Source organism: Actinomadura montaniterrae, assembly GCF_008923365.1.
In the GTDB taxonomy this organism is placed as follows: Bacteria; Actinomycetota; Actinomycetes; order Streptosporangiales; family Streptosporangiaceae; genus Spirillospora; species Spirillospora montaniterrae.
The window spans coordinates 1-22,746 of the sequence record NZ_WBMR01000012.1 but is presented as its reverse complement, the minus strand read 5'-3'; the positions used below and the strand labels follow the sequence as shown (position 1 = coordinate 22,746).

The 22,746-nt window shown below is 72.0% G+C and carries 21 protein-coding genes; 9 read left to right on the top strand and 12 right to left on the bottom strand.

Features of this window, described 5'->3' with window-relative positions; all coding sequences use genetic code 11:
* Window positions 1–97 precede the first annotated feature (97 nt).
* The gene (locus F9B16_RS06785) at window positions 98–388 is read right to left on the bottom strand and encodes an antibiotic biosynthesis monooxygenase family protein (protein WP_151539114.1); all 291 of its coding nucleotides are present in this window, start codon (window positions 386–388) and stop codon (window positions 98–100) included.
* A 28-nt stretch (window positions 389–416) separates the two neighbouring features.
* On the opposite strand from F9B16_RS06785, the gene F9B16_RS06780 reads away from it, so the two are divergent.
* The 7 genes from F9B16_RS06780 to F9B16_RS06750 all read left to right on the top strand — a co-directional run bounded on the left by F9B16_RS06780 (window position 417) and on the right by F9B16_RS06750 (window position 6,086).
* Window positions 417–734, top strand: coding sequence for a DUF6703 family protein (locus F9B16_RS06780; protein ID WP_151539113.1), 318 nt, complete (start codon window positions 417–419; stop codon window positions 732–734).
* 32 nt (window positions 735–766) lie between these two features.
* Entirely contained in the window at window positions 767–1,723 is a 957-nt protein-coding gene (locus F9B16_RS06775; RefSeq protein WP_151539112.1) for a metal ABC transporter substrate-binding protein, read from the top strand.
* Window positions 1,720–2,493 carry a metal ABC transporter ATP-binding protein gene (locus F9B16_RS06770; protein WP_151539111.1) on the top strand — a complete coding sequence of 258 codons (774 nt, stop codon included), beginning with the start codon at window positions 1,720–1,722 and terminating at the stop codon, window positions 2,491–2,493. The genes F9B16_RS06775 and F9B16_RS06770 overlap by 4 nt, the downstream gene beginning before the upstream one ends.
* Window positions 2,490–3,386 (top strand): metal ABC transporter permease, encoded by an 897-nt coding sequence (locus F9B16_RS06765; protein ID WP_151539110.1) that lies wholly within the window; start codon window positions 2,490–2,492, stop codon window positions 3,384–3,386. Before F9B16_RS06770 ends, F9B16_RS06765 begins: the two co-directional genes overlap by 4 nt.
* The gene (locus F9B16_RS06760; protein ID WP_151539109.1) at window positions 3,383–3,769 is read left to right on the top strand and encodes a Fur family transcriptional regulator; all 387 of its coding nucleotides are present in this window, start codon (window positions 3,383–3,385) and stop codon (window positions 3,767–3,769) included. Before F9B16_RS06765 ends, F9B16_RS06760 begins: the two co-directional genes overlap by 4 nt.
* 195 nt (window positions 3,770–3,964) lie before the next feature.
* Window positions 3,965–5,578 (top strand): M4 family metallopeptidase, encoded by a 1,614-nt coding sequence (locus F9B16_RS06755; RefSeq protein ID WP_151539108.1) that lies wholly within the window; start codon window positions 3,965–3,967, stop codon window positions 5,576–5,578.
* An 82-nt stretch (window positions 5,579–5,660) separates the two neighbouring features.
* The gene (locus tag F9B16_RS06750; protein WP_151539107.1) at window positions 5,661–6,086 is read left to right on the top strand and encodes an OsmC family protein; all 426 of its coding nucleotides are present in this window, start codon (window positions 5,661–5,663) and stop codon (window positions 6,084–6,086) included.
* Window positions 6,087–6,098: 12 nt separating this feature from the next.
* Here F9B16_RS06750 and F9B16_RS06745 read toward each other — a convergent pair whose 3' ends face one another.
* Both F9B16_RS06745 and recO read right to left on the bottom strand, forming a co-directional pair.
* Window positions 6,099–6,899 (bottom strand): isoprenyl transferase, encoded by an 801-nt coding sequence (locus F9B16_RS06745; RefSeq protein WP_151539106.1) that lies wholly within the window; start codon window positions 6,897–6,899, stop codon window positions 6,099–6,101.
* The gene (gene recO / locus F9B16_RS06740) at window positions 6,896–7,687 is read right to left on the bottom strand and encodes a DNA repair protein RecO (RefSeq protein ID WP_225991423.1); all 792 of its coding nucleotides are present in this window, start codon (window positions 7,685–7,687) and stop codon (window positions 6,896–6,898) included. Before recO ends, F9B16_RS06745 begins: the two co-directional genes overlap by 4 nt.
* A 184-nt stretch (window positions 7,688–7,871) precedes the next feature.
* Between recO and F9B16_RS06735 the strand changes: the two genes are divergently transcribed.
* Window positions 7,872–8,903, top strand: a complete 1,032-nt coding sequence (locus F9B16_RS06735) for a M4 family metallopeptidase (protein ID WP_151539104.1) — start codon at window positions 7,872–7,874, stop codon at window positions 8,901–8,903.
* Between the two features lie 41 nt (window positions 8,904–8,944).
* Entirely contained in the window at window positions 8,945–9,199 is a 255-nt protein-coding gene (locus F9B16_RS06730) for a protealysin inhibitor emfourin (protein WP_151539168.1), read from the top strand.
* A gap of 126 nt (window positions 9,200–9,325) precedes the next feature.
* Here the strand turns inward: F9B16_RS06730 and F9B16_RS06725 are convergent, their stop codons facing one another.
* The 9 genes from F9B16_RS06725 to F9B16_RS06685 form a co-directional block, all read right to left on the bottom strand.
* Window positions 9,326–12,910 carry a discoidin domain-containing protein gene (locus F9B16_RS06725; RefSeq protein ID WP_151539103.1) on the bottom strand — a complete coding sequence of 1,195 codons (3,585 nt, stop codon included), beginning with the start codon at window positions 12,908–12,910 and terminating at the stop codon, window positions 9,326–9,328.
* Window positions 12,911–13,008: 98 nt separating this feature from the next.
* Entirely contained in the window at window positions 13,009–14,556 is a 1,548-nt protein-coding gene (locus F9B16_RS06720) for a glycoside hydrolase family 13 protein (protein ID WP_151539102.1), read from the bottom strand.
* Between the two features lie 62 nt (window positions 14,557–14,618).
* Entirely contained in the window at window positions 14,619–15,497 is an 879-nt protein-coding gene (locus F9B16_RS06715; protein WP_151539101.1) for a carbohydrate ABC transporter permease, read from the bottom strand.
* A 3-nt stretch (window positions 15,498–15,500) separates the two neighbouring features.
* Window positions 15,501–16,433, bottom strand: a complete 933-nt coding sequence (locus tag F9B16_RS06710) for a carbohydrate ABC transporter permease (RefSeq protein ID WP_151539100.1) — start codon at window positions 16,431–16,433, stop codon at window positions 15,501–15,503.
* Between the two features lie 79 nt (window positions 16,434–16,512).
* A complete protein-coding gene (locus tag F9B16_RS06705) occupies window positions 16,513–17,877 on the bottom strand; it encodes an ABC transporter substrate-binding protein (protein ID WP_151539099.1) in 1,365 nt (454 codons plus the stop codon).
* Window positions 17,878–18,067: 190 nt separating this feature from the next.
* Complete coding sequence (locus tag F9B16_RS06700; protein ID WP_151539098.1) at window positions 18,068–19,084, bottom strand: LacI family DNA-binding transcriptional regulator; 1,017 nt, start codon at window positions 19,082–19,084, stop codon at window positions 18,068–18,070.
* A gap of 253 nt (window positions 19,085–19,337) precedes the next feature.
* A complete protein-coding gene (leuA, locus tag F9B16_RS06695) occupies window positions 19,338–21,041 on the bottom strand; it encodes a 2-isopropylmalate synthase (RefSeq protein ID WP_151539097.1) in 1,704 nt (567 codons plus the stop codon).
* Window positions 21,042–21,286: 245 nt separating this feature from the next.
* Window positions 21,287–22,063, bottom strand: coding sequence for a dimethylargininase (gene ddaH / locus F9B16_RS06690; protein WP_151539096.1), 777 nt, complete (start codon window positions 22,061–22,063; stop codon window positions 21,287–21,289).
* A gap of 1 nt (window position 22,064) precedes the next feature.
* Window positions 22,065–22,646 (bottom strand): TerB family tellurite resistance protein, encoded by a 582-nt coding sequence (locus tag F9B16_RS06685; protein ID WP_151539095.1) that lies wholly within the window; start codon window positions 22,644–22,646, stop codon window positions 22,065–22,067.
* Window positions 22,647–22,746: the final 100 nt, after the last annotated feature.

Below are 22,746 nucleotides of genomic sequence, written 5' to 3'. Positions count from 1 at the left end.
AAACCGGGCCGGGCCGCTTCTTGCCCCGCCATTGCCCGCTTCGTTGACTTGCGGCGAGCCGCCGTTGTACACCCCCGGCACCGGCGACTCGCCGAAGTCAGCGAGGAAGGGAGTGGACGATCTCGTAGGCGCCGGGCTCGTCGACGGCGAAGGCGGCCAGCGGCATGAACTCCAGCCGCACCTCGTAGGCGCCGAGGGCGCGGCGGTAGTGGCCGGCGCCGTCCCATTCGGTGACGAGCGCCCACAGGCCGGGTTCGTCGACGGTCCTGGCGAGCCGTCCGGAGCGGAATCCGGTGCTCCGCGCCAGCGCGGCGAGCACCGCGGTCATGCGCTCGGCGAAGCCGTCGGCGTCCGCCGCGGGCACGCGGTACCGGGTTATCGCGATCATCCGCCCATCCTCGCAGTACGTTGGCCCCGTGGAGACTCGGAGCGGACGGGACCGGCGGGCGGGCGGCGTGCGGGCGGCGGTCGAGCGGTGGAGCGCGGCGCCGGTGGTGTTCCTGCACCGGCTGCCGCGCGCGGTGCTGCTCGTCGCGGTGTTCGCGCTGCTGGTGATCGGCATGGCGGGGACGGGCTGGGTGGCGGCGGCCGGGCTGCTGGTGCTGGCGGCGGCGCTGGCCTGGTTCGCGTTCCTGAACTGGCCGGAGCTGGAGGCGCAGGGCCGCGTCCTGCGGATCGTCGCGCTGGCGGTGCTCGTCGGTTTCGCCCTGGGACGGGGCATTGGGCGGTTTTGACAACCGTTTTCATCTTCGTCCATAATCGTGGGGTGTCCCGACCCCGCACCCCGCTCCGCACCGTCCCCGCCGCGGCCCTCGCCGCCGCCGGGCTCGGCGCGGCGCTGGCGGGCTGCGGCAGCGCCGTCGCGGACGTCCCGCCGGGCAAGACCGCCGTGGTCGCGTCCTTCTATCCCGCCGCGTGGCTCGCCGAGCGCGTCGGCGGCAGTGACGTGTACGTCCGGACGCTGACCAAGCCCGGCGCCGAGCCGCACGACCTGGAGCTGACGGCCCGGCAGGTCGCCCAGGTCGAGAAGGCCGACCTCGCGGTGTACGTCAAGGGCGTCCAGCCCGCCGTGGACGACGCGGTCCACCGGCACGCCAAGGGCCGGTCGCTGGACGCGGCGAGCCTGGTGAGGACGCTGCCGCCGCCGTCCGGCGACGAGAGCGAGATCGAGGAGCACGACGGCGACCGGGGGCACGCCGACGTCGGCTACGACCCGCACGTCTGGCTCGATCCCGCCCGGATGGCCACGGTCGCGACCGCCCTCGGCGACCGGCTCGCCAAGGCCGACACCGCGCACGCCGCCGCCTACCGGCAGCGGGCCCGGGCCGTCGCCGCGCAGCTCTCCGGCCTCGACCGGCGCTACCGCGACGGCCTGAAGGACTGCGCCCGCCGCGACATCGTCACCGCGCACGCGGCGTTCGGCTACCTCGCCGAGCGGTACGGGCTGCGGCAGGTGTCGGTCGCGGGCATCGACCCCTCGATGGAGCCGTCGCCGAAGCGGCTCGCCTCGCTGACCCGGGAGATCCGGGCGTCCGGCGCAACGACGGTCTTCACCGAGAAGCTCGTCAGCTCGAAGGTCGCCGGCGCGCTGGCCCGGGAGGCGGGCGTGCGGACGGCCGTGCTCGACCCCGTGGAGGGCGTCGAGAAGGGCTCCTCCGACGACTACATGTCCATCATGGACCGGAACCTGCGGACCCTGCGGCCCGCTCTGGAGTGCTCATGACCGACGGCGTGCCCGCGACGGACCGGGCCGGCGCGCCGCCCTTCGCGATGACGGGCGGCGTCGTCCGGCGGGACGGCCGCGAGGTGCTGTCCGGCGTCGACCTGCGGGTCGGGGCGGGCGACGTGCTGGCGATCCTCGGACCGAACGGCGCGGGCAAGTCCACGCTGGTCAAGGCGCTGCTCGGGCTCGTCCCGCTGGCCGCCGGGCGGACCGAGATCTACGGCGAGCCGCCCGCCCGGTTCCGCGGCTGGCGGCGCGTCGGGTACGTCCCGCAGCGGCTGCCGATGGGCGGCGGCGTCCCGTCGACCGTCCGGGAGGTGGTGGCGTCCGGGCGGATCGCGCGGCGGTCGCGCTGGCTGCCCGCGCTGGTCACCGACCGGGCCGCCGACCGCGCCGCGGTGGACCGCGCGCTGGAGGCCGTCGGCCTCGCCGGCCGGGCCCGCGACTCGGCGCACCTGCTGTCCGGCGGGCAGCAGCAGCGGGTGCTGATCGCCCGCGCCCTCGCCGGCGAGCCGGACGTCTTCGTGATGGACGAGCCGACCGCGGGCGTGGACGCGGCGAGCCAGGCGGCGCTCGCGGCGACGCTGCGCGGCCTGGCGGACGCGGGCCGGACGGTGGTGCTGGTCGCGCACGAGCTCGGCCCGCTGGAGCCGCTGATCACGCGCACGGTCGAGCTGGAGCACGGCCGGGTGGCGCGCGAGAGCGCCCGGGACATGACGGGGCGCATGACGGGGAGCACGGCGGGGAGCGCGGCGGGGAGCGCGGCGTGACGGAGATGCTGCAGTTCGACTTCATGCGCATCGCGCTGGTGATGGCGGTGCTGATCGGCCTGACGGCCCCGGCCGTCGGGACGTTCGTCGTGCAGCGGCGGCTGTCGCTGCTCGGCGACGGCGTCGGGCACATCGCCCTGACCGGCATCGGGCTCGGGCTGCTGACCGGGTCGTCGCCCGTCCTGGGCGCGCTGGTGGTGGCGGTGCTCGGCGCGGTGGCGATCGAGGTGCTGCGGGCCCGCAGCCGCAGCGGCGCGGACGTGGCGCTGGCGCTGCTGTTCTACGGCGGCCTGGCGGGCGGGGTGATCCTCACCAACGCGCAGGGCGGCGGGTCGAGCCTGCAGTCGTACCTGTTCGGGTCGATCAGCAGCGTGTCGGCGTCCGACCTGTACGTGGTCGCGGCGCTCGCGGTCGTCGTGCTCGGGATCGTCGCGGTGTTCGGCCGGGAGCTGTTCCTGCTGTGCCAGGACGAGGAGGTGGCGCGGGCGGCGGGGCTGCCCGTCCGGTTCCTCAGCGTGCTGATCGCGGTGACCGCCGCGGTGACCGTGGTGATCGCGATGCGGGCGATCGGGCTGCTGCTGGTCAGCGCGCTGATGATCGTGCCGGTGGCGGCGGCGCAGCAGGTCACCCGGGGCTTCCGGAGCACGATGCTGCTGGCGATGGGGGCCGGTGTACTGTCGGCGGTGTCGGGGCTCGCGGCCTCCTTCGAGTACGATCTTCCCCCTGGCCCCTCGATCGTGCTGCTGGCCCTGGCGCTGTTCCTGGCGGCGGCCGCCGGGGGGACCGTGGTGCGCCGCCGGCGCGCCCGCCGGGCGGGGGAGGTCGTCCCCGGTCCGGCCGGGCCGGGCGAGCGGCCGCGGGTGGACGCCGAGGCGGAGGTGATCAGCGGATGACGACGGCCCGCCGCGACGCGGTGCGGCAGGTGCTGGCCGGCTGCGAGGGCTTCCGCAGCGCCCAGGACATCTACGCCGACCTCCGCGCGGACGGCTCCAAGATCGGCCTGACGACGGTGTACCGGGCGCTGCAGGCGCTCAGCGACTCCGGCGAGGTCGACGTGCTGCGCACCGACGAGGGCGAGGCGGTGTACCGCGCCTGCCGCACCGAGCAGCACCACCACCACCTGGTCTGCCGCGCGTGCGGCCGGACGGTCGAGGTCGAGGGCCCGGCCGTGGAGCGCTGGGCGGACGCGATCGCCGCCGAGCACGGGTTCGCGGAGATCACGCACACCGTCGAGGTGTTCGGGACGTGCGCGGACTGCCGCTCGGCGTCCCGCTGACCCGCCCCTCCCGCTGACGCCGACCCGGCGCGCGGGGGCCGCGCAAGGCGCGTAGTTCACACGCTGCGTATCGGTCTTTTGGCTGTTTGTAACAAGTACATCTAAATCCTCGTATGTCATAAATGTCCCATTGCCACGGCGGGCCCGACGGCGGGCCCCTCGGGGGGCCATGGCGCTCCGCACGAGAGGGCGTTCATGACAAGACGGGCGATCACCAGCCGGCGGACCGCGCTCCTGGCGTCGGCGACCCTGCTCGCGACGGCCGGCACCGCGCTGCCGGCGTCCGCGCGGCAGGCCCCGCGTCCCCCCGACCCGCGGACCGCCGCCGCGCACGCGCTCGCGGCGCTGCCCGCGCACGGCGCGCAGGCCCGCGACGGCGGCGGCCAGTCGTTCAAGGTCGTCGGGGTCGCGGTGGACCGGGACGGCACGTCCCACACCCGGATGACCCGCACCTACGACGGGCTTCCCGTCCTGGGCGGCGACATCGTCGTCCACCAGTCCGCCGCCGGGACGTGGAAGGGCAGCAGCCTGACCCTCGCCAAGGCGCCGGCCGACGCCAGCCCCGAGCTCCCCGCCAAGGCGGCCACGAAGAAGGCTCTCACCAAGGGGCACAAGACGCAGGGCGCAGCGCAGCTCGTCGTCGAGGCGCGCACCGCCGACCACCAGCCGCGCCTCGCCTGGCGGATCCAGACCGCCGGCAAGCAGGCCGACGGCACGCCGAGCCGCCTCCTCACCACCGTCGACGCGGCGACCGGCAAGGTCCTGCTGCGCGAGGAGACGATCCGCACCGACGCCGGCGACGGCCGCTCCCTCTACACCGGGACCGTCCCGCTGGAGACGACGAAGTCCGGCAGCACCTACCAGCTGAAGGACCCGACCCGCGGCGGCACCTACACCGGCGACGCGCAGAACCAGGCGGACTTCTGCTTCCTGACGTTCTGCCTCTACCGGGCTCCGGCGACGATCTTCACCGACGCCGACAACCACTGGGGGAACGGGACGACGTCCGACCGGTCGACCGTCGCCGTGGACGCCCAGTTCGGCACCAACGAGACCTGGGACTTCTACAAGAACGTGTTCGGCCGCCTCGGCATCAACGGCGACGGCAAGGGCTCGTTCAACCGCGTCCACTACGACAACGGCTACGCCAACGCGTTCTGGGACGACTCCTGCTTCTGCATGACGTACGGCGACGGCGACGGCACCCAGCTCGGCCCGCTCACCGCCCTGGACGTCACCGCGCACGAGATGACCCACGGCGTCACGTCCGCGACCGCGAACCTCACCTACTCCGGCGAGTCCGGCGGGCTGAACGAGGCGACGTCCGACATCATGGCCGCCGCCGTCGAGTTCTACGCGAACAACTCCGCCGACCTCGGCGACTACCTCGTGGGCGAGAAGGTCGTCCTGCCCGGCTTCGGCAAGGCCGCGCTCCGCTTCATGGACAAGCCCAGCAAGGACGGCAAGTCGCCGGACGCCTGGTCGACCGGTACCAAGAACCTCGACGTCCACTACTCGTCGGGCGTCGCCAACCACTTCTACTACCTGCTGTCGGAGGGCAGCGGCGCCAAGACGATCAACGGCGTCTCCTACGACAGCCCGACGTCCAACGGCTCCACCGTCACCGGCATCGGGCGCGACGCCGCCACGAAGATCTGGTACCGCGCCCTCACCACGTACATGACGTCCTCGACCGACTACAAGGGCGCCCGCACGGCGACCCTGAACGCGGCCAAGGACCTGTACGGCGCGGGCAGCGCCCAGTACAACGCCGTCGCGGCCGCCTGGTCCGCGGTGAACGTGAACTAGACCTCGCGTGAAAGGCCCCCGCATCCTCGCGCGATGCGGGGGCTTCCGCGTTCACCGGGCCGGCGTGGGAGACAATCGGATCATGGCTACGACACGCACCGCCAACGCGCACTGGGAAGGGCCGCTGCTCAGCGGCCAGGGCACCGTATCGCTGGACTCCTCCAAGGTCGGCACGTTCGACGTGACGTGGGCGTCGCGCGCCGAGGAGCCGAACGGCCGGACGAGCCCGGAGGAACTGATCGCCGCGGCCCACTCGACCTGCTTCTCGATGGCGCTCTCACACGGCCTGGCCGGCGCCGGGACCCCGCCGGAGAAGGTGGACACCAAGGCGGAGGTCACCTTCCAGCCCGGCGAGGGCATCACCGGCATCCACCTCACCGTCCGGGCGAGCGTCCCCGGCCTGACCGCGGACGCCTTCGAGAAGGCGGCGCAGGACGCCAAGGCGAACTGCCCGGTCAGCCAGGCCCTCAAGGGCACGAAGATCACCCTGGACGCGGCCCTCGTCTGAGCCGGGCCCGCGTCAGCCGGTCGCGGCGGTGGGCTCCACCGGGTTGGGGAGCGCGCCGCCGTACCGGCGGTCGCGGCTGGCGTACACCTCGCACGCGTGCCACAGGTGCCGGCGGTCGAAGTCCGGCCACAGCGTGTCGAGGAAGACCATCTCCGCGTACGCCGACTGCCACAGCAGGAAGTTGGAGGTGCGCTGCTCCCCCGACGACCGCAGGAACAGGTCGACGTCCGGGATGCCCGGCTCGTCGAGGTAGCGGGCGAACACCTTCTCGGTGATCTTGTCGGGGTTGAGGCGGCCGTCCCGCACGTCCCGGGCGATCGCCGCCGCGGCGTCCGCGATCTCGGCGCGGCCGCCGTAGTTCACGCAGAACTGCAGGGTCAGCACGTCGTTGTGGCGCGTCATCTCCTCGGCCGTCTCCAGCTCCTTGATGACGCTGCGCCACAGCCGTGGGCGGCGGCCCGCCCAGCGCACCCGCACCCCCATGGAGTGCAGCTGGTCGCGGCGGCGGCGGATCACGTCCCGGTTGAAGCCCATGAGGAAGCGGACCTCGTCCGGGGAGCGCCGCCAGTTCTCGGTGGAGAACGCGTACGCCGACAGGTACGGCACGCCCAGCTCGATCGCGCCCATGATCACGTCGAAGAGCGAGTCCTCGCCGCGCTTGTGCCCCTCGGTGCGCGGCAGCCCGCGCTCCTTGGCCCAGCGGCCGTTGCCGTCCATGACGATGGCGACGTGCTTCGGCACCAGGTCCGCGGGGATCGGCGGCGGCGTCGCGCCGTCCCGATGCGGTTCCGGGGGCAGAACGGCCCTTCTCACACTCTCTCCCTGTTGGTGTCGTCGCTGCGGCCCGCGCCGTCCGGCGGGTCGCCGGCGCCCTCGCGCTCGACGTGCCGCAGCGAGCGGATCCCGTGCTCCAGATGCCACTGCAGGTAGGCGGCCACGAGGCCGCTGCTCTCCACCCGGTGGCGGGGCTCGCTGGCGTCGGCGTACTCCCAGTCGCCGCGCAGCAGCGCCAGCATCAGCGCGAACGTCGGCGGCGCCGGCGTCGCGGCGCCGGGCTGCCGGCAGTTCGCGCAGACCGCGCCGCCCGCCGCGATCGCGAACCCGCGCAGCCCGCCGCGGGTGCCGCACCGGCAGCACTCGTCCAGCGCCGGGGCCCACCCGGCGACCGACAGCGAGCGCAGCAGGTAGGCGTCCAGGACGAGCCGCGGGTCGTGGCCGCGCTCGGCGAGCGTGCGCAGCCCGCCGACCAGCAGCAGGAACTGCCGCAGCGCGGGCTCGCCCTCCTCGCCGGCGAGCTTGTCCGCGGTCTCCAGCATCGCCGTCCCCGCCGTGTAGCGGGGATAGTCGCTGACCAGCGCCTCCCCGTACGGGCGCAGCGTCTCGGCCTGGGTGATCAGGTCGAGCGAGCGGCGCTCGTACAGCTGGAGGTCGACGTGCGTGAACGGCTCCAGCCGGGCGCCGAAGCGGGACTTGGTCTTGCGGACCCCCTTCGCCGCGGCGCGGATCCGGCCGCTGCGCCGGGTCAGCACCGTCACGATGCGGTCGGCCTCGCCCAGCTTCTGGGTGCGCAGGACGATGCCTTCGTCGCGGTAGAGGGTCACCCGTTCATTCTCGCGCACTCCCCCGGGTGCCTCGTTGCGCCGCCCCGGCATCTCCGCAGGATCTTCACAAGTCCCCTTGATTCACCGGCCGTTCGGAATTCGGTCACGCTTCGTGACCGGTTTCGGCCGGGCGGTGACGGCGGAAGGTGTGGCCTGCCCCACCGGGAGGTGTCAGCGTTGGAGCATGAGATGCCACATCGTGCCGCCGCACATGCTGGAGCGGATCGCGCGCAACGCCGACGACCCGGCCCTGCGCGCCCGGGCCCGCAGGACCCTGGCCCTCACCTCCGCCCACGCCACCGAACGCCGCCTGGCGACCCCCGCCGCCGCTCCCGCCCCGTCCGGCGCGGCCGCCCCGAACCGGATGATCGCCGACGCCGGGCACAAGGAGCAGCTGCCCGGCAAGACCGTCCGGGCCGAGGGCGCCGCCGCCACCGGCGACACGTCCTGCGACCAGGCCTACGACTGGCTGGGCGCGACGTTCGGGTTCTACGAGACCGCCTACGGCCGCAACTCCATCGACGGCGCCGGCCTGAAGATGATCTCGACGATCCACTACGGCGAGCACTACGACAACGCCTTCTGGAACGGCGAGCAGATGGTCTACGGCGACGGCGACGGGACGATCTTCACCGACTTCACCGGACCGCTCGACGTCACCGGGCACGAGCTGACCCACGGCGTCACGCAGTACACCGCCGACCTCGACTACTCGGGGCAGTCCGGCGCGCTCAACGAGTCGGTCTCCGACGTCTTCGGCTCCCTGATCAAGCAGATGCACCTCGGCCAGACCGCCGACCAGGCCGACTGGCTCATCGGGCAGGGCCTGCTCGCGCCGAGCGTGCACGGCGTGGCGCTGCGCTCGATGAAGGAGCCCGGCACCGCCTACGACGACCCGCAGCTCGGTAAGGACCCGCAGCCCGCCGACATGAGCGGCTACGTCCGCACCTACGAGGACAACGGCGGCGTCCACATCAACTCCGGCATCCCGAACCGCGCGTTCTACCTCGCGGCCGCCGCGATCGGCGGGCACGCCTGGGAGAAGGCCGGGCGCGTCTGGTACGAGACCCTCACCGGCGGGTCGCTCGCGAGCGCCGTCGACTTCGCCGGCTTCGCCGCCGCGACCGTGCAGACCGCGACCCGCCTCTACGGCGCGAACTCCCCCGAGACCACCGCGGTGGCCGACGCCTGGAAAGGGGTAGGCGTGAAACAGTGAAAAGGCTGGGCCTGACGACGGTGTGGGGCGGTGACGGTGCGGTGAAGGTGACAGTCGTCCGCAGCGGAGGGTTCGCCGGGATCCGGCGGCGGGCCGAGGCCGACAGCGCGACCGACCCGATGCTGGCGCGGCTGGTCGGCCGGGTCGATCTCGGGTCGGTGCCGCCGCCCGGCCGGATCCCCGACCAGTTCGTCTACGACATCGACATCGACGGCCGGCACGCCACCGTCGGCGAGGCGCAGCTCAGCGGCCCGCTCCGCGAGCTCGTCCACCACGTCCTCGGCCACGCGCAGTGATCCGTGCCCGCCCCCGGCCCTGCCTGTCCGGGGGCGGGGCGCGGGAACGCGGCGGGGCGCGGGAACGCGGTACGGGCACGCGGGAGCGCGGGCGCCTCCCAACGCCCGCGCTCCCGGTCCCCCGGGTCAGGGATTCCTGGTGATGGTGAACGTGGTCGTGGTGTTCCTGATGTCCTCCGCGTTGTCGTGCAGCGTCAGGTTGTTGAAGGTGGCGGAGCCGACCGCGGGGCCCTGGCCGGGTTCGGGCATCTCGTTGACCCAGATCCCGAAGCCGGACTTGGCGTCGAACGCGTCACCGCTCTTGCGGGCGCCGGAGACCGTGACGTCCGTCAGGACCGTGTCTGTGATCGGCTTGAGCGGCTGCCCTCCGGAGTACTTCGTCTGGAACATGATCCCGGAGTAGGTCGGGTCGACGATGTCGACGTCGTTGACGCGGATGCCCTGGAACGGGAACTCCCCGGAGAACAGCCAGAGGGCGGGGAAGGTCTGGTTCCCCCAGAAGTGCCCGCCGGCCCGGATCAGCGAGATGTTCTCGAAGGTCGTCTTCGGGTCCGATTCGAAGCCGAGAGCCGGAATACCGCCGAACTGCAGCGTCCCGATCGTGATCCCGGAGTAGACGAGGGTGTCGGCGATGTGGATGTTGCGGAAGGTGTTGCCGCCGCCTCCGTAGACCGCGAGCCCGGCGGCGCGCCAGGTCAGCAGCGAGGTGAGGTCCTCGAAGACGTTCCCGGTCTCCTGCTCGTTGTGGTTGTCGGTGGCGGGGAACAGCGCGAAACTGTCGTCTCCCGTGGTGCGGGTCTCGACGTTCGCGACGTGATTACCGGAACTGCCGTTGGTGAGGTTGAGGCCGTCCGCCCACGTGTCGCGGATCCGGGAGTTCTCGATCGTGGAATGGTCGACGTTCGTCCCCCAGAAAAGGCAAACGACGTGCTCGGCCCAGACGTCGTCGATCGTCATGTCGCTGACGTTGGAGAAGTCGAACACCTTTCCCGGCCCGTCGATGCGGGACGTGTAGTTGCCGAAGAACCCGAATCCGGAGAACGTCGAGCCGTTCGCGGTCGCGTCGGCGCGGAATCCGGCGTCGGTGTTCTGCTGGTTCGGCGGCGTGCGGAACCGGGTGAACCAGGGGCCCGCGCCGACGACCTTGACGGCCTTGCCGTAGACCTGGAACTTCTGCGCGGTGTCGTAGGTGCCCGGCGGCAGGTAGACGCCGGTCAGGTTCGGGTCCTGCCGCACCTTGTCGAGGGCGTTCTGGACGTCCTGGTGGGTGAACCCGGCGGGCTCGGCGTACTTGGCCGGGTCGGGGTTCGGCTTCGCCGTCGCCATTTCGGTGTTGACGAAGTCGATGGCGTAGGTGGTGGTGTTCGCGGCGTCCTTCTGCAGCCTGATCTTGTGGCCGGCCGGCACCGTCGTGCCGAGCATCAGGTTCGCCTCGTCGTAGATGTGGCGGGGCGGCCCGGCGCCCGGCGAGTCGCTCGGGCCCGCCTCGTTCCCGTACACCCACGTGTACCGGGAGGTGAGGTCGATGGCCTTGAGGAACGTCCCGTCGACGTAGACGTCGAGCGTCGAGTCGATGCCGCCGCCGCCCGCCGCGTCCGGGATGGAGTACCGGGTGACGAGGGTGTTGGTGGGCGCCTTGGTGGTGAACTCGACGCTGCTGCCGGTGGAGTTCAGCGTCACGGCGCGGCGGCCGGACGCCTCACCGGCGAGGTCGCCGATCGTCCGGTTGGGACCGACGACCGCCGCGCCGCCGCCGAGCACGCCGTCCTCGGCCTCGTACATGTCGAACGGCAGGTGCGCGCCGCGCCCGACGAACAGGGACTGCGTGGAGGTGTTGTTCTCCCGCTTGACCGGCACCTCGTTGGCGTCGTCCTCGACGGTGGTCCTGATCGTGTAGCGGCCGTTCGCGGCCGTCCAGGTGCCGAGGTCGACGGGCGCGGCGGCGGCGCCGGGCGCGAGGGAGCCGCTGAAGGAACCGGTGAGCGTCTTCACCGTGGTGCCGCCGTCGAGGATCGCCAGCGTGACGCCGTGGGATCCGCCGGCGGTGGCCTCGGTGCCGTCGTTGCGCAGCGTCGCCGAGAACCGGACCGCGTCGCCGGCCTGCGGGTTGCCGGGGCTCCAGGTGACGTCCTGCGCCACCAGGTCGGAACTCGGCACCTGCGCGATCTTCAGCGCCGCGCTCGCGGTGTTGTTGGTCTCGTTCAGCTCCACGTCGTCGCCGCCCGCGTCGGCGGTGGCGGCGACCGTGTAGCCGCCGGCGTCGTGCGTCCCGATCGATCCGGACACGGTGGCGGACGCGCCCGCCGCCAGCTCCCCGACCTGCGCGGACGCGGCCTTGGCGCCGCCGACGATGAAGTCGAGCCTGCTCGGATCCGCGGTGCCCGTGCCGATGTTCTTCACGGTCGCGTGGAGCGTGACGTCGTCGGTCTCGTCCGGGGCGGCGGGGTCCCAGGACAGGTTCGTGACGGTCAGGTCCGGGGCCGGCGCCGGGGTGCCGATGACCTGGAACTCGGCGACCTGGCCGCCGGGCGCGCCGGAGTTGGCGGTGAACTGGAGCCGCACCTGCGCCGCGTTCGCGGTGACCGGGATCGTCACGGTGTTCCCGGTGGACGGGTCGAACGTGTACGCGGCGGCGGGCTTGACGGTCGTGAACGCGTCCTTGGGGCCGCCGCGGCCGAGCACCTCGATCGTCTGGGTGCGTTTCGCCCACGCCGCGTCGGGGTTCAGCTTCACCACCACGAAGGTGAGATCGGCCTTGGCGCCGAGGTCGACGGTCAGCGTGGCCGGGTACGCGCCGGGCGCGGACTCCCAGTAGGTCGCGGGGTCGTTGTCGTTGGCGTTGCCCTCGACGAACGAGTAGACGTGCGACGACGCGGTGATCGGCTTGCCGGCGGCGAGGTTCGTCCTGCCGCCCTGGCCCTGCCGGGTCACGACGTTGCTGTCGCCCGAGACGTTGCCGGCCGCGTCCCGCGCGCGCACGAAGTAGGAGACGGTCGCGGTGGCGGGCTGGTCGTCGGTGTAGGTGAGGACGTCGCTGGCGACGCTCGCGCGCTTCTCGCCGTTGGCGTAGACGTCGTATCCGGTGACGCCGACCGCGTCGGACGCGGCGTTCCAGGTCAGCCTGATCTTCCCGGTGGACGGTTCGGTGAACGCGAGCCCGGACGGAGCGGTCGGCGGCGTCTGGTCCCCGGTGGACGGCCCGTAGATCTCCAGCTCGGACAGCTGCCCGGCGGGCCAGCCGGTGTTGGCCGTGATCCGGACGCGCAGGTAGCGGGTCGGCGCGGCGTCGTAGGTCAGCGTCACGGTGTTGTCCGCGGCGGGGTCGAAGACCCGGCCGCCGGAGCCGGCGAGGTCGGTGTAGGTCGTTCCGTCCGTGCTGCCCTGCACGGACAGCGTCTGGGTGCGGGCGCCCCAGTTCGCGGTGGGGAGCTTCAGGACGACCTTGTCGGTGTCGACGGAGGCGCCGAGGTCGACCTGGATCCACTGCGGGAAGGCGTTGTTGGCGCTCTCCCAGTAGGTCGACTGGTTGCCGTCGTTGACGTTCGCGGCGGTGTACTGGCCGTTGGAACTGCTCGCGGACACGGTCTTGCCCGCGGCGAGGTTCGTTCCGGCCGCCGCCGCGGGCGCCGCCGCCGGGCCGGTGAGCCCGGCGGCGGCGAGCACCGCGGCGGCCGCCGCGGCCAGCAGGGTGCGGAGGGACTTGTGTCTCATCGCTGGTTCTGCTCCCTGTTCGGTGATGCGGGGGTGGGACACCTGCCTGGGAGGAGCGGCAGAAGATCGGCGGCCGGCCGCCGGCGCGAGGAAACCGGTCAGCGCGTCCAGACGGCCGTGTCGGGCGGCAGCAGGCCGTCCGGCAGGGGCCCGCTCGCCAGCAGGACGTCGCCGGACGGGAGCGGGACGGGAGCCGGGCCGAGGTTGACCACGCAGGTCAGGCCCGAGTCGCGGGTGAAGGCGAGCACGTTCTCCTCCGACGGCAGCCATGTCATCGCGCCGTCGCCGAGGTGCTCGCGGCGGGCGGCGAGCGCGGCGCGGTACAGGTTGAGCATCGAGCCCGGGTCGGGCTCCTGCGCCTCGACGGTCAGGTCCTTCCAGTCGGCGGGCTGCGGCAGCCACGGGTCGCCGCCGAACCCGAACGGCGGCCGGTCGCCCGCCCACGGCAGCGGGACGCGGCAGCCGTCGCGGCCCGGGTCGGTGTGCCCGGACCGGTGCCAGATCGGGTCCTGGCGCAGCTCGTCCGGAAGGTCCTCGACCTCGGGGAGGCCGAGCTCCTCGCCCTGGTAGATGTAGACGGCGCCGGGCAGCGCCATCGCCAGCAGCGCCGCCGCCCGCGCCCGGCGGACCCCGAGCGCCCGGTCGGTGGGCGCGCCGTGCCGGCGGTCCTGCAGGTCGAACGAGGTGTCGGCGCGGCCGTAGCGGGTGACCGGCCGGACGACGTCGTGGTTCGCCAGCACCCAGGTCGGGGGCGCGCCGAGCGGGGCGTGCGTCGCGAGCGTCGTGTCGATCACCTTGCGGAGCGCGTGCGGCTCGAACGCGCAGTTCAGGAAGTCGAAGTTGAACGCGGTGTGCATCTCGTCGGGCCGCAGGTAGCGGGCGAAGCGCTCCTGGTCGGGCAGCCACACCTCGCCGACGAGCATCCGGCCCGGGTACTCGTCGGTGACCTTCCGCCAGCCCCGGTAGATGTCGTGGACGCCGTCCCGGTCGGTGTAGGGGTCGCTGCCGTCCGGTTCGGCGTCGGGGTCCTTGACCAGCAGCGCCGCCGAGTCGATCCGGATGCCGTCGACGCCGCGGTCGTACCAGAACCGCAGCACGTCGTGGAACTCGCGGACGACGTCAGGGCTGTTCCAGTTGAAGTCGGGCTGCTCGGGGGCGAACAGGTGCAGGTACCACTCGCCGTCCGGGACGCGGGTCCACGCGGGCCCGCCGAAGATCGACTGCCAGTCGTTGGGCGGCCCGTCGCCGCGTCCGGGACGGAACCAGAAACGCTCCCGCTCCGGCGAGCCGGGCCCGGCGGCGAGCGCCTCCCGGAACCAGTCCGACCGGTCCGAGGCGTGGTTGGGCACCACGTCCAGGATGATCCGCAGGCCCGCGGCGTGCGCCTCGCCGATGAACGCCTCCGCCTCGGCGAGCGTGCCGAACACCGCCTCGACGTCGCGGTAGTCGGCGACGTCGTAGCCGCCGTCCGCCATCGGGGACGGGTACCACGGGTTCAGCCACAGCGCGTCGACGCCGAGCCCGGCGAGGTAGGGCAGCCGGTCGCGCAGGCCGGCGAGGTCGCCGACGCCGTCGCCGTTCCCGTCGGCGAAGCTGCGCGGGTACACCTGGTAGATCGCCGCGCCACGCCACCATGCTTCGGGCATGCGAGTACTCCTTGCTCGTTAAGAAGCGGATCGTGAAAAGAAGGCGGGGACGGCCGGGCGGGTCAGCCCTTCAGGCCGCCCGCCGTGAGGCCGGCCATGATGTGCCGCTGGAAGACGAAGAAGACGACGATGGTGGGCACGCTGGCGATGACCAGCGACCCGATCAGCACGTTCTGCGGCACCTGCACCGCCAGCGAGGAGATCGCGACGCTGATCGTCTTGCGCTGCGAGTCGGGCAGCACCAGCAGCGGCCAGACGAAGTCGCGCCACACGTTGACGATCGTGAAGATCGACACGACGCCGAGGATCGGCCGCGACACCGGCAGCACCACCGACCAGAGGATCCGCGCGGGCGAGGCGCCGTCCACCTCGGCGGCCTGGAGCAGCTCCGTCGGGATCGAGTCGAAGAACCGCTTGAGCAGGAAGATGTTGAAGGCGTTCGCGGCGGCCGGCAGCCAGATCGCCCACGGGGTGTTCAGCAGGTTGACGTGGAGGAGCGGCAGGTCCTTCACGGTCAGGTAGGCGGGCAGCAGGATCACCATCGGCGGGATCATCAGCGTCGCCAGCATCAGCCCGAGGACGGCCCGGCCGAACATCGGCCGCAGCTTCGACAGCGCGTACGCGGCGGTGACGTCGACGCCCATCGTGAACAGCCACGCGCCGAACGCGTAGACGAGCGTGTTGCGCAGGTACAGGCCGAGGTCGAGCTGCCGCCACGCCTCCCGGTACCCGGACAGGTCGAAGTGGTGCGGGAACACGCCCGGCGGGACGTCGGCGAGCTCGTCCGGCGACTTCATCGCGCCGGTGACCATCCAGTACAGCGGGAACACGAACACGAACGTGAAGACGACGACGATCGTGACGAGGGTCGTCCAGTAGATCGCCTTGCCGCGCCGGGTGCCGAGCGTGTGCGGCGAGACGAGGGTGCGCGTCTCGTTCATCGGCTACCTCGCCTCCTCGCGCGAAACGCGCAGGTAGATGGCGGAGAACACCATCAGGACGAGCATCAGCATCAGACCGAGCGCCCCGCCGCCGCCGAAGTTGGTGAAGTTGAACGCGTACTGGTACATCAGGTACGCGACGGTGACGGTGGAGCCCTCGGGGCCGCCGCCGGTCAGCAGGTACGGCTCGATGAACACCTGCATCGTCGCGATGATCTGCAGGAGCAGCATCACCAGCAGGATCAGCCGGGTCTGCGGGATCGTGATGTGCCGGATCCGGCGGAACAGCCCGGCCCCGTCCAGTTCCGCCGCCTCGTACAGCTCGCCGGGAATGCTCTGCAGCGCGGCCAGGTAGATGAGCGTCCCGCTGCCGAGGTTCATCCACGTCGACACGATCACCAGCGAGATCAGCGCGGTGCTCGTCGAGTCGAGCCAGCTCAGCCCCGGCAGATGTGCGGCGTGCAGGAGCTGGTTGAACAGGCCGGGGCCGGGATCGTAGAACCACTTGAACAGCAACACCGCGACCGCCGGGGGCAGCATCACCGGCAGGTACACGACGAACCGCAGGTAGGCGCGGGCGTGCTTCAGCTCGTTGAGCACGATCGCGATGGCGAACGGGATGACGTACCCGACGACGAGCGCGAGCAGCGTGAACTCCGCCGTGTTGACCCACGCGTCCGTGAATCCCGGGTCGGCGAGCACGGTGCGGAAGTTGTCGAACCCGACCCAGCGGGCCTCGCCGACGAAGTTGGTCTTCTGGAAGCTGAGCAGCACCTCGCGGACGATCGGGTACCAGGAGAAGAACGCGAAGCAGATCAGCGCCCCGCACAGGAACCCGTACGCGGTCAGGTTGCGCTTCACGGTGCGCCGGGTGCGCGACGGGCGCCGCCGCGAACGGGCCGCGGCGGGGCGGACGAGCGTCCGCGCTGTGGTCATCTGTCACTCCAGTGTGGGACGGCGGGTTCCGGGGCGCCGGCGCGGTGCGCCGGGGCCGGCGCCCCGGAGGCGGCGGACGTCAGCTCCCCGACCGCGCGAGGGCGGCGTCGGCCTTCTTCTGCGCGTCCGCGAGCAGCTGGTCGATGTTCGCGTCGCGCCTGGTCAGCACGGCCTGGACGACCGAGTCGAGGATCGTGTACAGCTGCTGGGCCTGCGGCGGCTCCAGCTTCCCCGGCACCTTGCTGTAGGCGTCCTCGTACGGCTTGAAGTTCGCGACCGGCAGGTTCGCGGCGTCCGCGCGCAACTGCCGGTCCTTCTCCCCCACCGCGTTCTGCCCGAACAGCTTCGGCTGCGGGATGCCGACGGGACGGCCGTCCCTGGCGGCCCGCGCGTAGTTCAGCTGCCCCTGGCCGGGGGTGAGCGCGTAGTAGTCGAGCCACATCAGCCCGGCCTTGATCTTCTCCGGGGACGCCTTCGGGCTGAACAGGTAGCCGTCGCCGCCCATCAGCGTCCCGGCCGAGCCGGGGATCGGCGCCATCCCGTAGTCCTCGTACTTGCCCTTGAACTGGTCGACCAGCGCGGTCGCGTTGTCGGGGGCGCCCAGGTACATGCCGAGCTTGCCGGCCGCCATCATCCGCTGCACGTCGGCGTCGACGAGCAGCTGCTTGCTGCCCATCGAGTCGTCGGTCCAGCGCATGTCCTTGAGGTTCTGCAGGACGGCCTTGCCCTGCGGGCTGTTGAACGCCGCCTTCTTTCCACTGGCGTCGACCATGTCGCCGCCCTGGCTGTAGATGGACGTGGCGAAGTGCCACCCGCCCTGGTTCTTGGCGCTGAACTCGGCGTACCCGACGGTCCCGCCGCCGAGGCCACTGATCTTCTTGGCGTCCTCGCGGACCTCCGCCCACGTCGCCGGCGGCCGGTCGGGGTCGAGGCCGGCCTTCTTGAACAGGGTCCGGTTGTAGAACAGGCCCATCGAGTAGTTCTGCCGGGGCAGGCCGTAGACCTTGCCGCCGTCCTTGAAGACCTTCTCGACGGCCGGGTCGAGGTTCGGGTACTGCTTCGACTGCCCGATGTAGGGGGTGATGTCGGCGGCCTGGCCGTTGGCGATGATGCCGCGCACGTCGGTGAAGTAGACGTAGTAGACGTCCTCCATCTGCCCGCCCGCCAGCTTCGCCTGGAAGGTGTTCGGGTCGATGCAGGGGAAGGCGTCCTTGCCGTCGATCGTGATGTTGGGGTGCAGCTTCTGGAACGCCGCGACGTCCTCGAGCCACTCCTTGCGCTGCGCGGCCTGGCTCTTGGCCGGCATGCAGCCGACCGTGATCGACACCTTGGTGCCAGCGTCCAGGGGCGCGGTGTCCTTGCCACCGGAGCCGTCCCCGCCGCAGCCGGCGACGGTGGCGCCGAGGGCCGCGGCGAGCGCGGTGGCGAGAATCCGGGATCTCATGGGGGTTCCCTCCTGGGCCGTTGGGTCGGCCGATTGCGAGGAACATACAGAGACCAACATCACAGTGCAATAGATGAATGAATATTCGCAAGAACTCAACATTCTGGAACGTTCACGGTGCAAAGCAGCACAGAACGACGAAAGCCGCCCTGCGTGAGGGCGGCTTTCGGACGGTCCGGATCGGGTGCGATCAGGCGCGCGCGGTCCTGACCCGCGCCGTGGACGCGCGCACGACCAGCTCCGGCTCGTACAGCAGTTCCTCGGCCGCGACCGGGCCGCCCTCCACCTGGCTCACCAGCAGCGTCACGGCGGCGCGCCCGATCGACTCGATGGGCTGCCGGACGGTGGTGAGCGGCGGGTTCACGCAATTCATGAACGCCGAGTCGTCATAGCCCACGACCGAAACGTCCTCCGGCACCGACATCCCGAGCCGCCGCACCGCGCGGATGACGCCGAGGGCGAGGGGATCGCTGGCGCAGATGACGCCGGTGACGCCGTCGCGGATCAGCCGTCCCGTGACGGCCTGGCCGCCCTCCAGCGAGAACATGCTGCGCCGCACCCACGCGGCGGGCAGGTCGACGCCGGCGCGCTCGGCCGCGGCGCGGGCGGCGGCGAGCTTGCGGTTGGACGGCACGTGGTCCTCGGGGCCGAGCACCATGCCTATCCGCTCGTGGCCCAGCGACAGCAGGTGCGCGAACGCCTGCTCCGCGGCGACGGCGTCGTCGGTCGACGCCTGCGGGAAGCTGAGCTTCTCGCTGGCCGCGTTGACCAGCGCGACGGGCAGCCGCACGTCCCGCAGCCGGTGGTAGTGGTCGTGCGGGGCGTCCGCCTCGGCGTACAGCCCGCCCGCGAAGATCACCCCGGAGGCCTGCTGCTGCAGCAGCATCTCCACGTAGTCGGCCTCCGACAGGCCGCCCGGCGTCAGCGTGCACAGCACCGGCGTGAACCCGCGCTGCGCCAGCGCGCCGCCGACCACCTCGGCCAGCGCGGGGAAGATCGGGTTGCCGAGCTCCGGCAGCACCAGCCCGACCAACCGGGCCCGCTCGCCGCGCAGCTGGGTCGGGCGCTCGTAGCCGAGCACGTCCAGCGCGGTCAGCACGGCGGCGCGGGTCGCGTCGGAGACGCCCGGCTTGTCGTTCAGCACCCGGCTGACGGTAGCCTCGCTGACCCCGACCTTCTTGGCGACCTCGGCCAGTCGACGTGTCATGCCGCAACTATACGACGCCGCCTTGCAAACCGCTTGCGTTCCTTGCAAACACTGGCCACCCCACCGTGGACCCGGCTGAACACAGGCACGGAAGGCCGGACCTCAGCCACGGCCACGGGCAGGCACGCGGAGCGAGTGCAGCGAGCGCAGCGGGCCTGCCCGACGACGGACGACGCGTTTCACGCGGAGCGCCAGCGGAGCGGGAAACGCGTCGTCCGTCGCAACGGGGGTTCCAGGGGGTCGCCCCCCTGGGCTAGCTGCGAGCGACGCGGTTGACCGCGGAGAGCATGGCCTTCAAGGAGGCGGTGACGATGTTGCCGTCGATGCCGACGCCCCACACCGTCGTGCCATTGACGTCGCACTCCACGTACGCGGCGGCGCGCGCGTCGCCGCCCGCGCTCATCGCGTGCTCGGCGTAGTCCAGCACCCGCACGCCGACCCCGACGGACGCGAGCGCGTCCTCGAACGCCGACACCGGGCCGTTGCCGACGCCCTCGATCTCGCGGATCTCGCCGTCCACCCGGACGTCGCAGCTGAGCACGTCCTTCTCGTCCACGCGGGACGTCGCGCGGTGCGCCAGCAGGCCGACGCGGGGGCCGTTGGCGAGGAACTCCGCCTCGAAGATCTCCCACATCCGCTCGGGCGTGACCTCGCCGCCCTGGTCGTCGGTGTGCTCCTGGACGACCCGGGAGAACTCGATCTGCAGCCGGCGCGGCAGCTCCAGGGAGTGCTCGGTCTTCATGATGTAGGCGACGCCGCCCTTGCCGGACTGGCTGTTGACCCGGATGACGGCCTCGTACGTCCGGCCGACGTCGTGCGGGTCGATCGGCAGGTACGGGACCTCCCAGGTGTACTCGTCCACCGGCGTCCCGGCGGCCTCGGCGTCCCGGCGCAGGTGGTCGAAGCCCTTGTTGATGGCGTCCTGGTGGGAGCCGGAGAAGGCGGTGTAGACCAGGTCGCCGCCGTAGGGGTGCCGCTCGTGCACGGGCAGCTGGTTGCAGTACTCGACCGTGCGGCGGATCTCGTCGATGTCGGAGAAGTCGATCTGCGGGTCGACGCCCTGGGTGAACAGGTTCAGGCCGAGGGTGACCAGGCACACGTTGCCGGTGCGCTCGCCGTTGCCGAACAGGCAGCCCTCGATCCGGTCGGCGCCCGCCATGTAGCCGAGCTCGGCGGCGGCGACGGCGGTGCCGCGGTCGTTGTGCGGGTGCAGCGACAGCACGACCGAGTCGCGGTAGGCCAGGTTCCGGTTCATCCACTCGATCTGGTCGGCGTAGATGTTCGGGGTCGCCATCTCGACCGTCGCCGGCAGGTTGACGATGACCTTCTTCTCCGGCGTGGGCTTCCACACGTCGTTGACGGCGTTGCAGACCTCGACCGCGTACTCCAGCTCGGTGCCGGTGAACGACTCCGGCGAGTACTCGAAGTAGATCTCGGTGTCGCCCATGTCCTCGGCGAGCTTGGCGCACAGCTTCGCGCCCTCGACCGCGATCGCGGTGATGCCGTCCCTGTCCTGCCCGAACACCACGCGGCGCTGCAGCGTGCTGGTCGAGTTGTACAGGTGGACGATCGCCTGCTTCGCGCCGCGCACCGCCTCGAAGGTCTTCTCGATCAGCTCGGGGCGGGCCTGCGTCAGCACCTGGATCACCACGTCGTCGGGGATCCGGCCCTCGTCGATGATCTGCCGGACGAAGTCGTAGTCGGTCTGGCTGGCCGCCGGGAAGCCGACCTCGATCTCCTTGTAGCCCATCCGTACCAGCAGCTCGAACATCTTGAGCTTGCGGTGCGCGTCCATCGGGTCGATCAGCGCCTGGTTGCCGTCCCGCAGGTCGACCGCGCACCAGCGCGGGGCCTCGGTGATGACCTTGTCGGGCCAGGTCCGGTCGGTCAGCTTGACCGGGGTGAACGGCCGGTAGCGCTCGAACGGCATGCCGGAAGACTGCTGTTGCGGATACATCCGATGTGATCTCTCTGCTCGAACCTCACGGCCGACGTCCATAACGAAGTCCCGCAGCGAGGGAGCCGACCTTGTTACAGGCCCCCGCTGCGGCCGCTAAGGAGGAGCAGCTCACGCAACACGCCTGCCAACGTAACAGACGACGTCCCAGTTACGGAAACCGACGTCCGGATACTGAGACACCAGGGGCCTCTGCCGTCTCTTCCAACGGCGCCCGGCACGCCGCGCATTCCCGGTCCGCCGCGTCAGGGGACGAGCACGGACAGGCAGGTCACGCAGCCCTCCAGGGCCTCGAACTCGCTGATGTCGACGCTGGTCACCCGCAGCCCGTCCGCCGCGAACCGCGCCGCGGTGCGCGGCGCGGACGCCGACATCAGCACGTGGTCCGGGCCGAGCAGCACCACGTGCGCGCCCGCCGGCTCCGGGACGACCCGGATGAACGGCAGCACCGCGGTGTCCACCAGCTCCGGCACCCCGACCAGGCTGCCGTCCGGCAGCGCCGTCATCGCCGACTTCAGGTGCAGGCAGCCCCGCGTGTCGACCGGCACCACCCGCCGCCCGCCCAGCAGGTGCGCGAGCTGGCAGATGCCCTCCTCGTTGGTGCGCGCGCCGCGCCCCACGTACACGGTGTCGCCGACGCACAGCACGTCCCCGCCGTCCAGGGTGCCCGGCGCCTTGATCCGCTCGACCCGCAGCCCCAGCTCGCGGACCGCCTGCTCGGTACCGGACGTCTCGCCCCGCCGGCGCGTCTCCCCCGACCTGCCGAGCACCGCCAGGTCCCCGCACACCACCACCGTGTCCTCGACGAACACCGCGTCCGGATGGTCGTCGGCGGGCGGCACCGCCCGCACCCGCCGCCCGGACGCCCGCAGCGCCGCGACGTACGCCTCGTGCTGCCGCGCGGCGAGCGCCGTGTCGACCGGGCGGCGCCCGATGTGGGTGACGATCCCCTCGGCGAGCCGCGGCCCCGGCGGCCGCACCAGGGCGGTGCCGGGATCCGGACGGGCGTGGGCGGGGTCCATGTCAGCGGGACGCCCCCTCGGTGGTGACGATCACGCCCAGCGCGTACGCGCGGGACATGCCGAGCAGCTCCGCGACGGCGTGCAGCGCCTGCCGCTCCCCCTCGTCGAGCGGGCCGTCCGCCAGCGCGATGCGGACGGCCTCGGCCAGGAACCACTCCTTGGCCTCCACGGCGAGGTGGGCGCCCGCCCGCTCGACCTCCTGGCCCAGGAACACCGGCGCCACCACCAGATCGGCGTCGATGGCGTCGTCGTCGTAGTCCGGCTCCCCGTAGCGGGTGACGGTCTCGATCGCGCGGGCGCGGGCCGCCGCGTCCTCCGGCGCGCCCGAGCGCAGCACGAGCGCCGCCGCCATCTGCTGCGCGGTCGGCGCCCGCAGCGCCGACACCGGGAACCGGCCGCGGCACGCGCGGCACTCCACCGCGTGCCCGAGCCGCCACAGCGGCACCAGCGGCACGAAGAACAGGCTGAACCAGCGCCGCGCGGCCCGCCGCCGGTAGGCGCGGTCGCCGCCGCACTGCGGGCAGTGGAACGTGCCCTCGCCGACCGTGCGGAAGACGACCGTCAGCCCGAAAACGAGCAACACCGGGGCTCTCCTCCCAAAACGGACTCCGCTCCAAAGTACCGACCCGGCGCCGCCGACGTGGCCGTCCCGGCGAACCCGGCCGCTCCGTTTACGCTGGGTC

Bases quoted from the DNA above. Each gene is read 5' to 3' on its own strand.
- F9B16_RS06720 (WP_151539102.1), bottom strand. From the start codon at position 14,556: ATGCCCGAAGCATGGTGGCGTGGCGCGGCGATCTACCAGGTGTACCCG.
- F9B16_RS06705 (WP_151539099.1), bottom strand. From the start codon at position 17,877: ATGAGATCCCGGATTCTCGCCACCGCGCTCGCCGCGGCCCTCGGCGCC.
- F9B16_RS06735 (WP_151539104.1), top strand. From the start codon at position 7,872: ATGAGATGCCACATCGTGCCGCCGCACATGCTGGAGCGGATCGCGCGC.
- F9B16_RS06785 (WP_151539114.1), bottom strand. From the start codon at position 388: ATGATCGCGATAACCCGGTACCGCGTGCCCGCGGCGGACGCCGACGGC.
- F9B16_RS06700 (WP_151539098.1), bottom strand. From the start codon at position 19,084: ATGACACGTCGACTGGCCGAGGTCGCCAAGAAGGTCGGGGTCAGCGAG.
- F9B16_RS06755 (WP_151539108.1), top strand. From the start codon at position 3,965: ATGACAAGACGGGCGATCACCAGCCGGCGGACCGCGCTCCTGGCGTCG.
- F9B16_RS06710 (WP_151539100.1), bottom strand. From the start codon at position 16,433: ATGACCACAGCGCGGACGCTCGTCCGCCCCGCCGCGGCCCGTTCGCGG.
- F9B16_RS06725 (WP_151539103.1), bottom strand. From the start codon at position 12,910: ATGAGACACAAGTCCCTCCGCACCCTGCTGGCCGCGGCGGCCGCCGCG.
- F9B16_RS06760 (WP_151539109.1), top strand. From the start codon at position 3,383: ATGACGACGGCCCGCCGCGACGCGGTGCGGCAGGTGCTGGCCGGCTGC.
- ddaH (WP_151539096.1), bottom strand. From the start codon at position 22,063: ATGGACCCCGCCCACGCCCGTCCGGATCCCGGCACCGCCCTGGTGCGG.
- F9B16_RS06770 (WP_151539111.1), top strand. From the start codon at position 1,720: ATGACCGACGGCGTGCCCGCGACGGACCGGGCCGGCGCGCCGCCCTTC.
- F9B16_RS06750 (WP_151539107.1), top strand. From the start codon at position 5,661: ATGGCTACGACACGCACCGCCAACGCGCACTGGGAAGGGCCGCTGCTC.
- F9B16_RS06715 (WP_151539101.1), bottom strand. From the start codon at position 15,497: ATGAACGAGACGCGCACCCTCGTCTCGCCGCACACGCTCGGCACCCGG.
- leuA (WP_151539097.1), bottom strand. From the start codon at position 21,041: ATGTATCCGCAACAGCAGTCTTCCGGCATGCCGTTCGAGCGCTACCGG.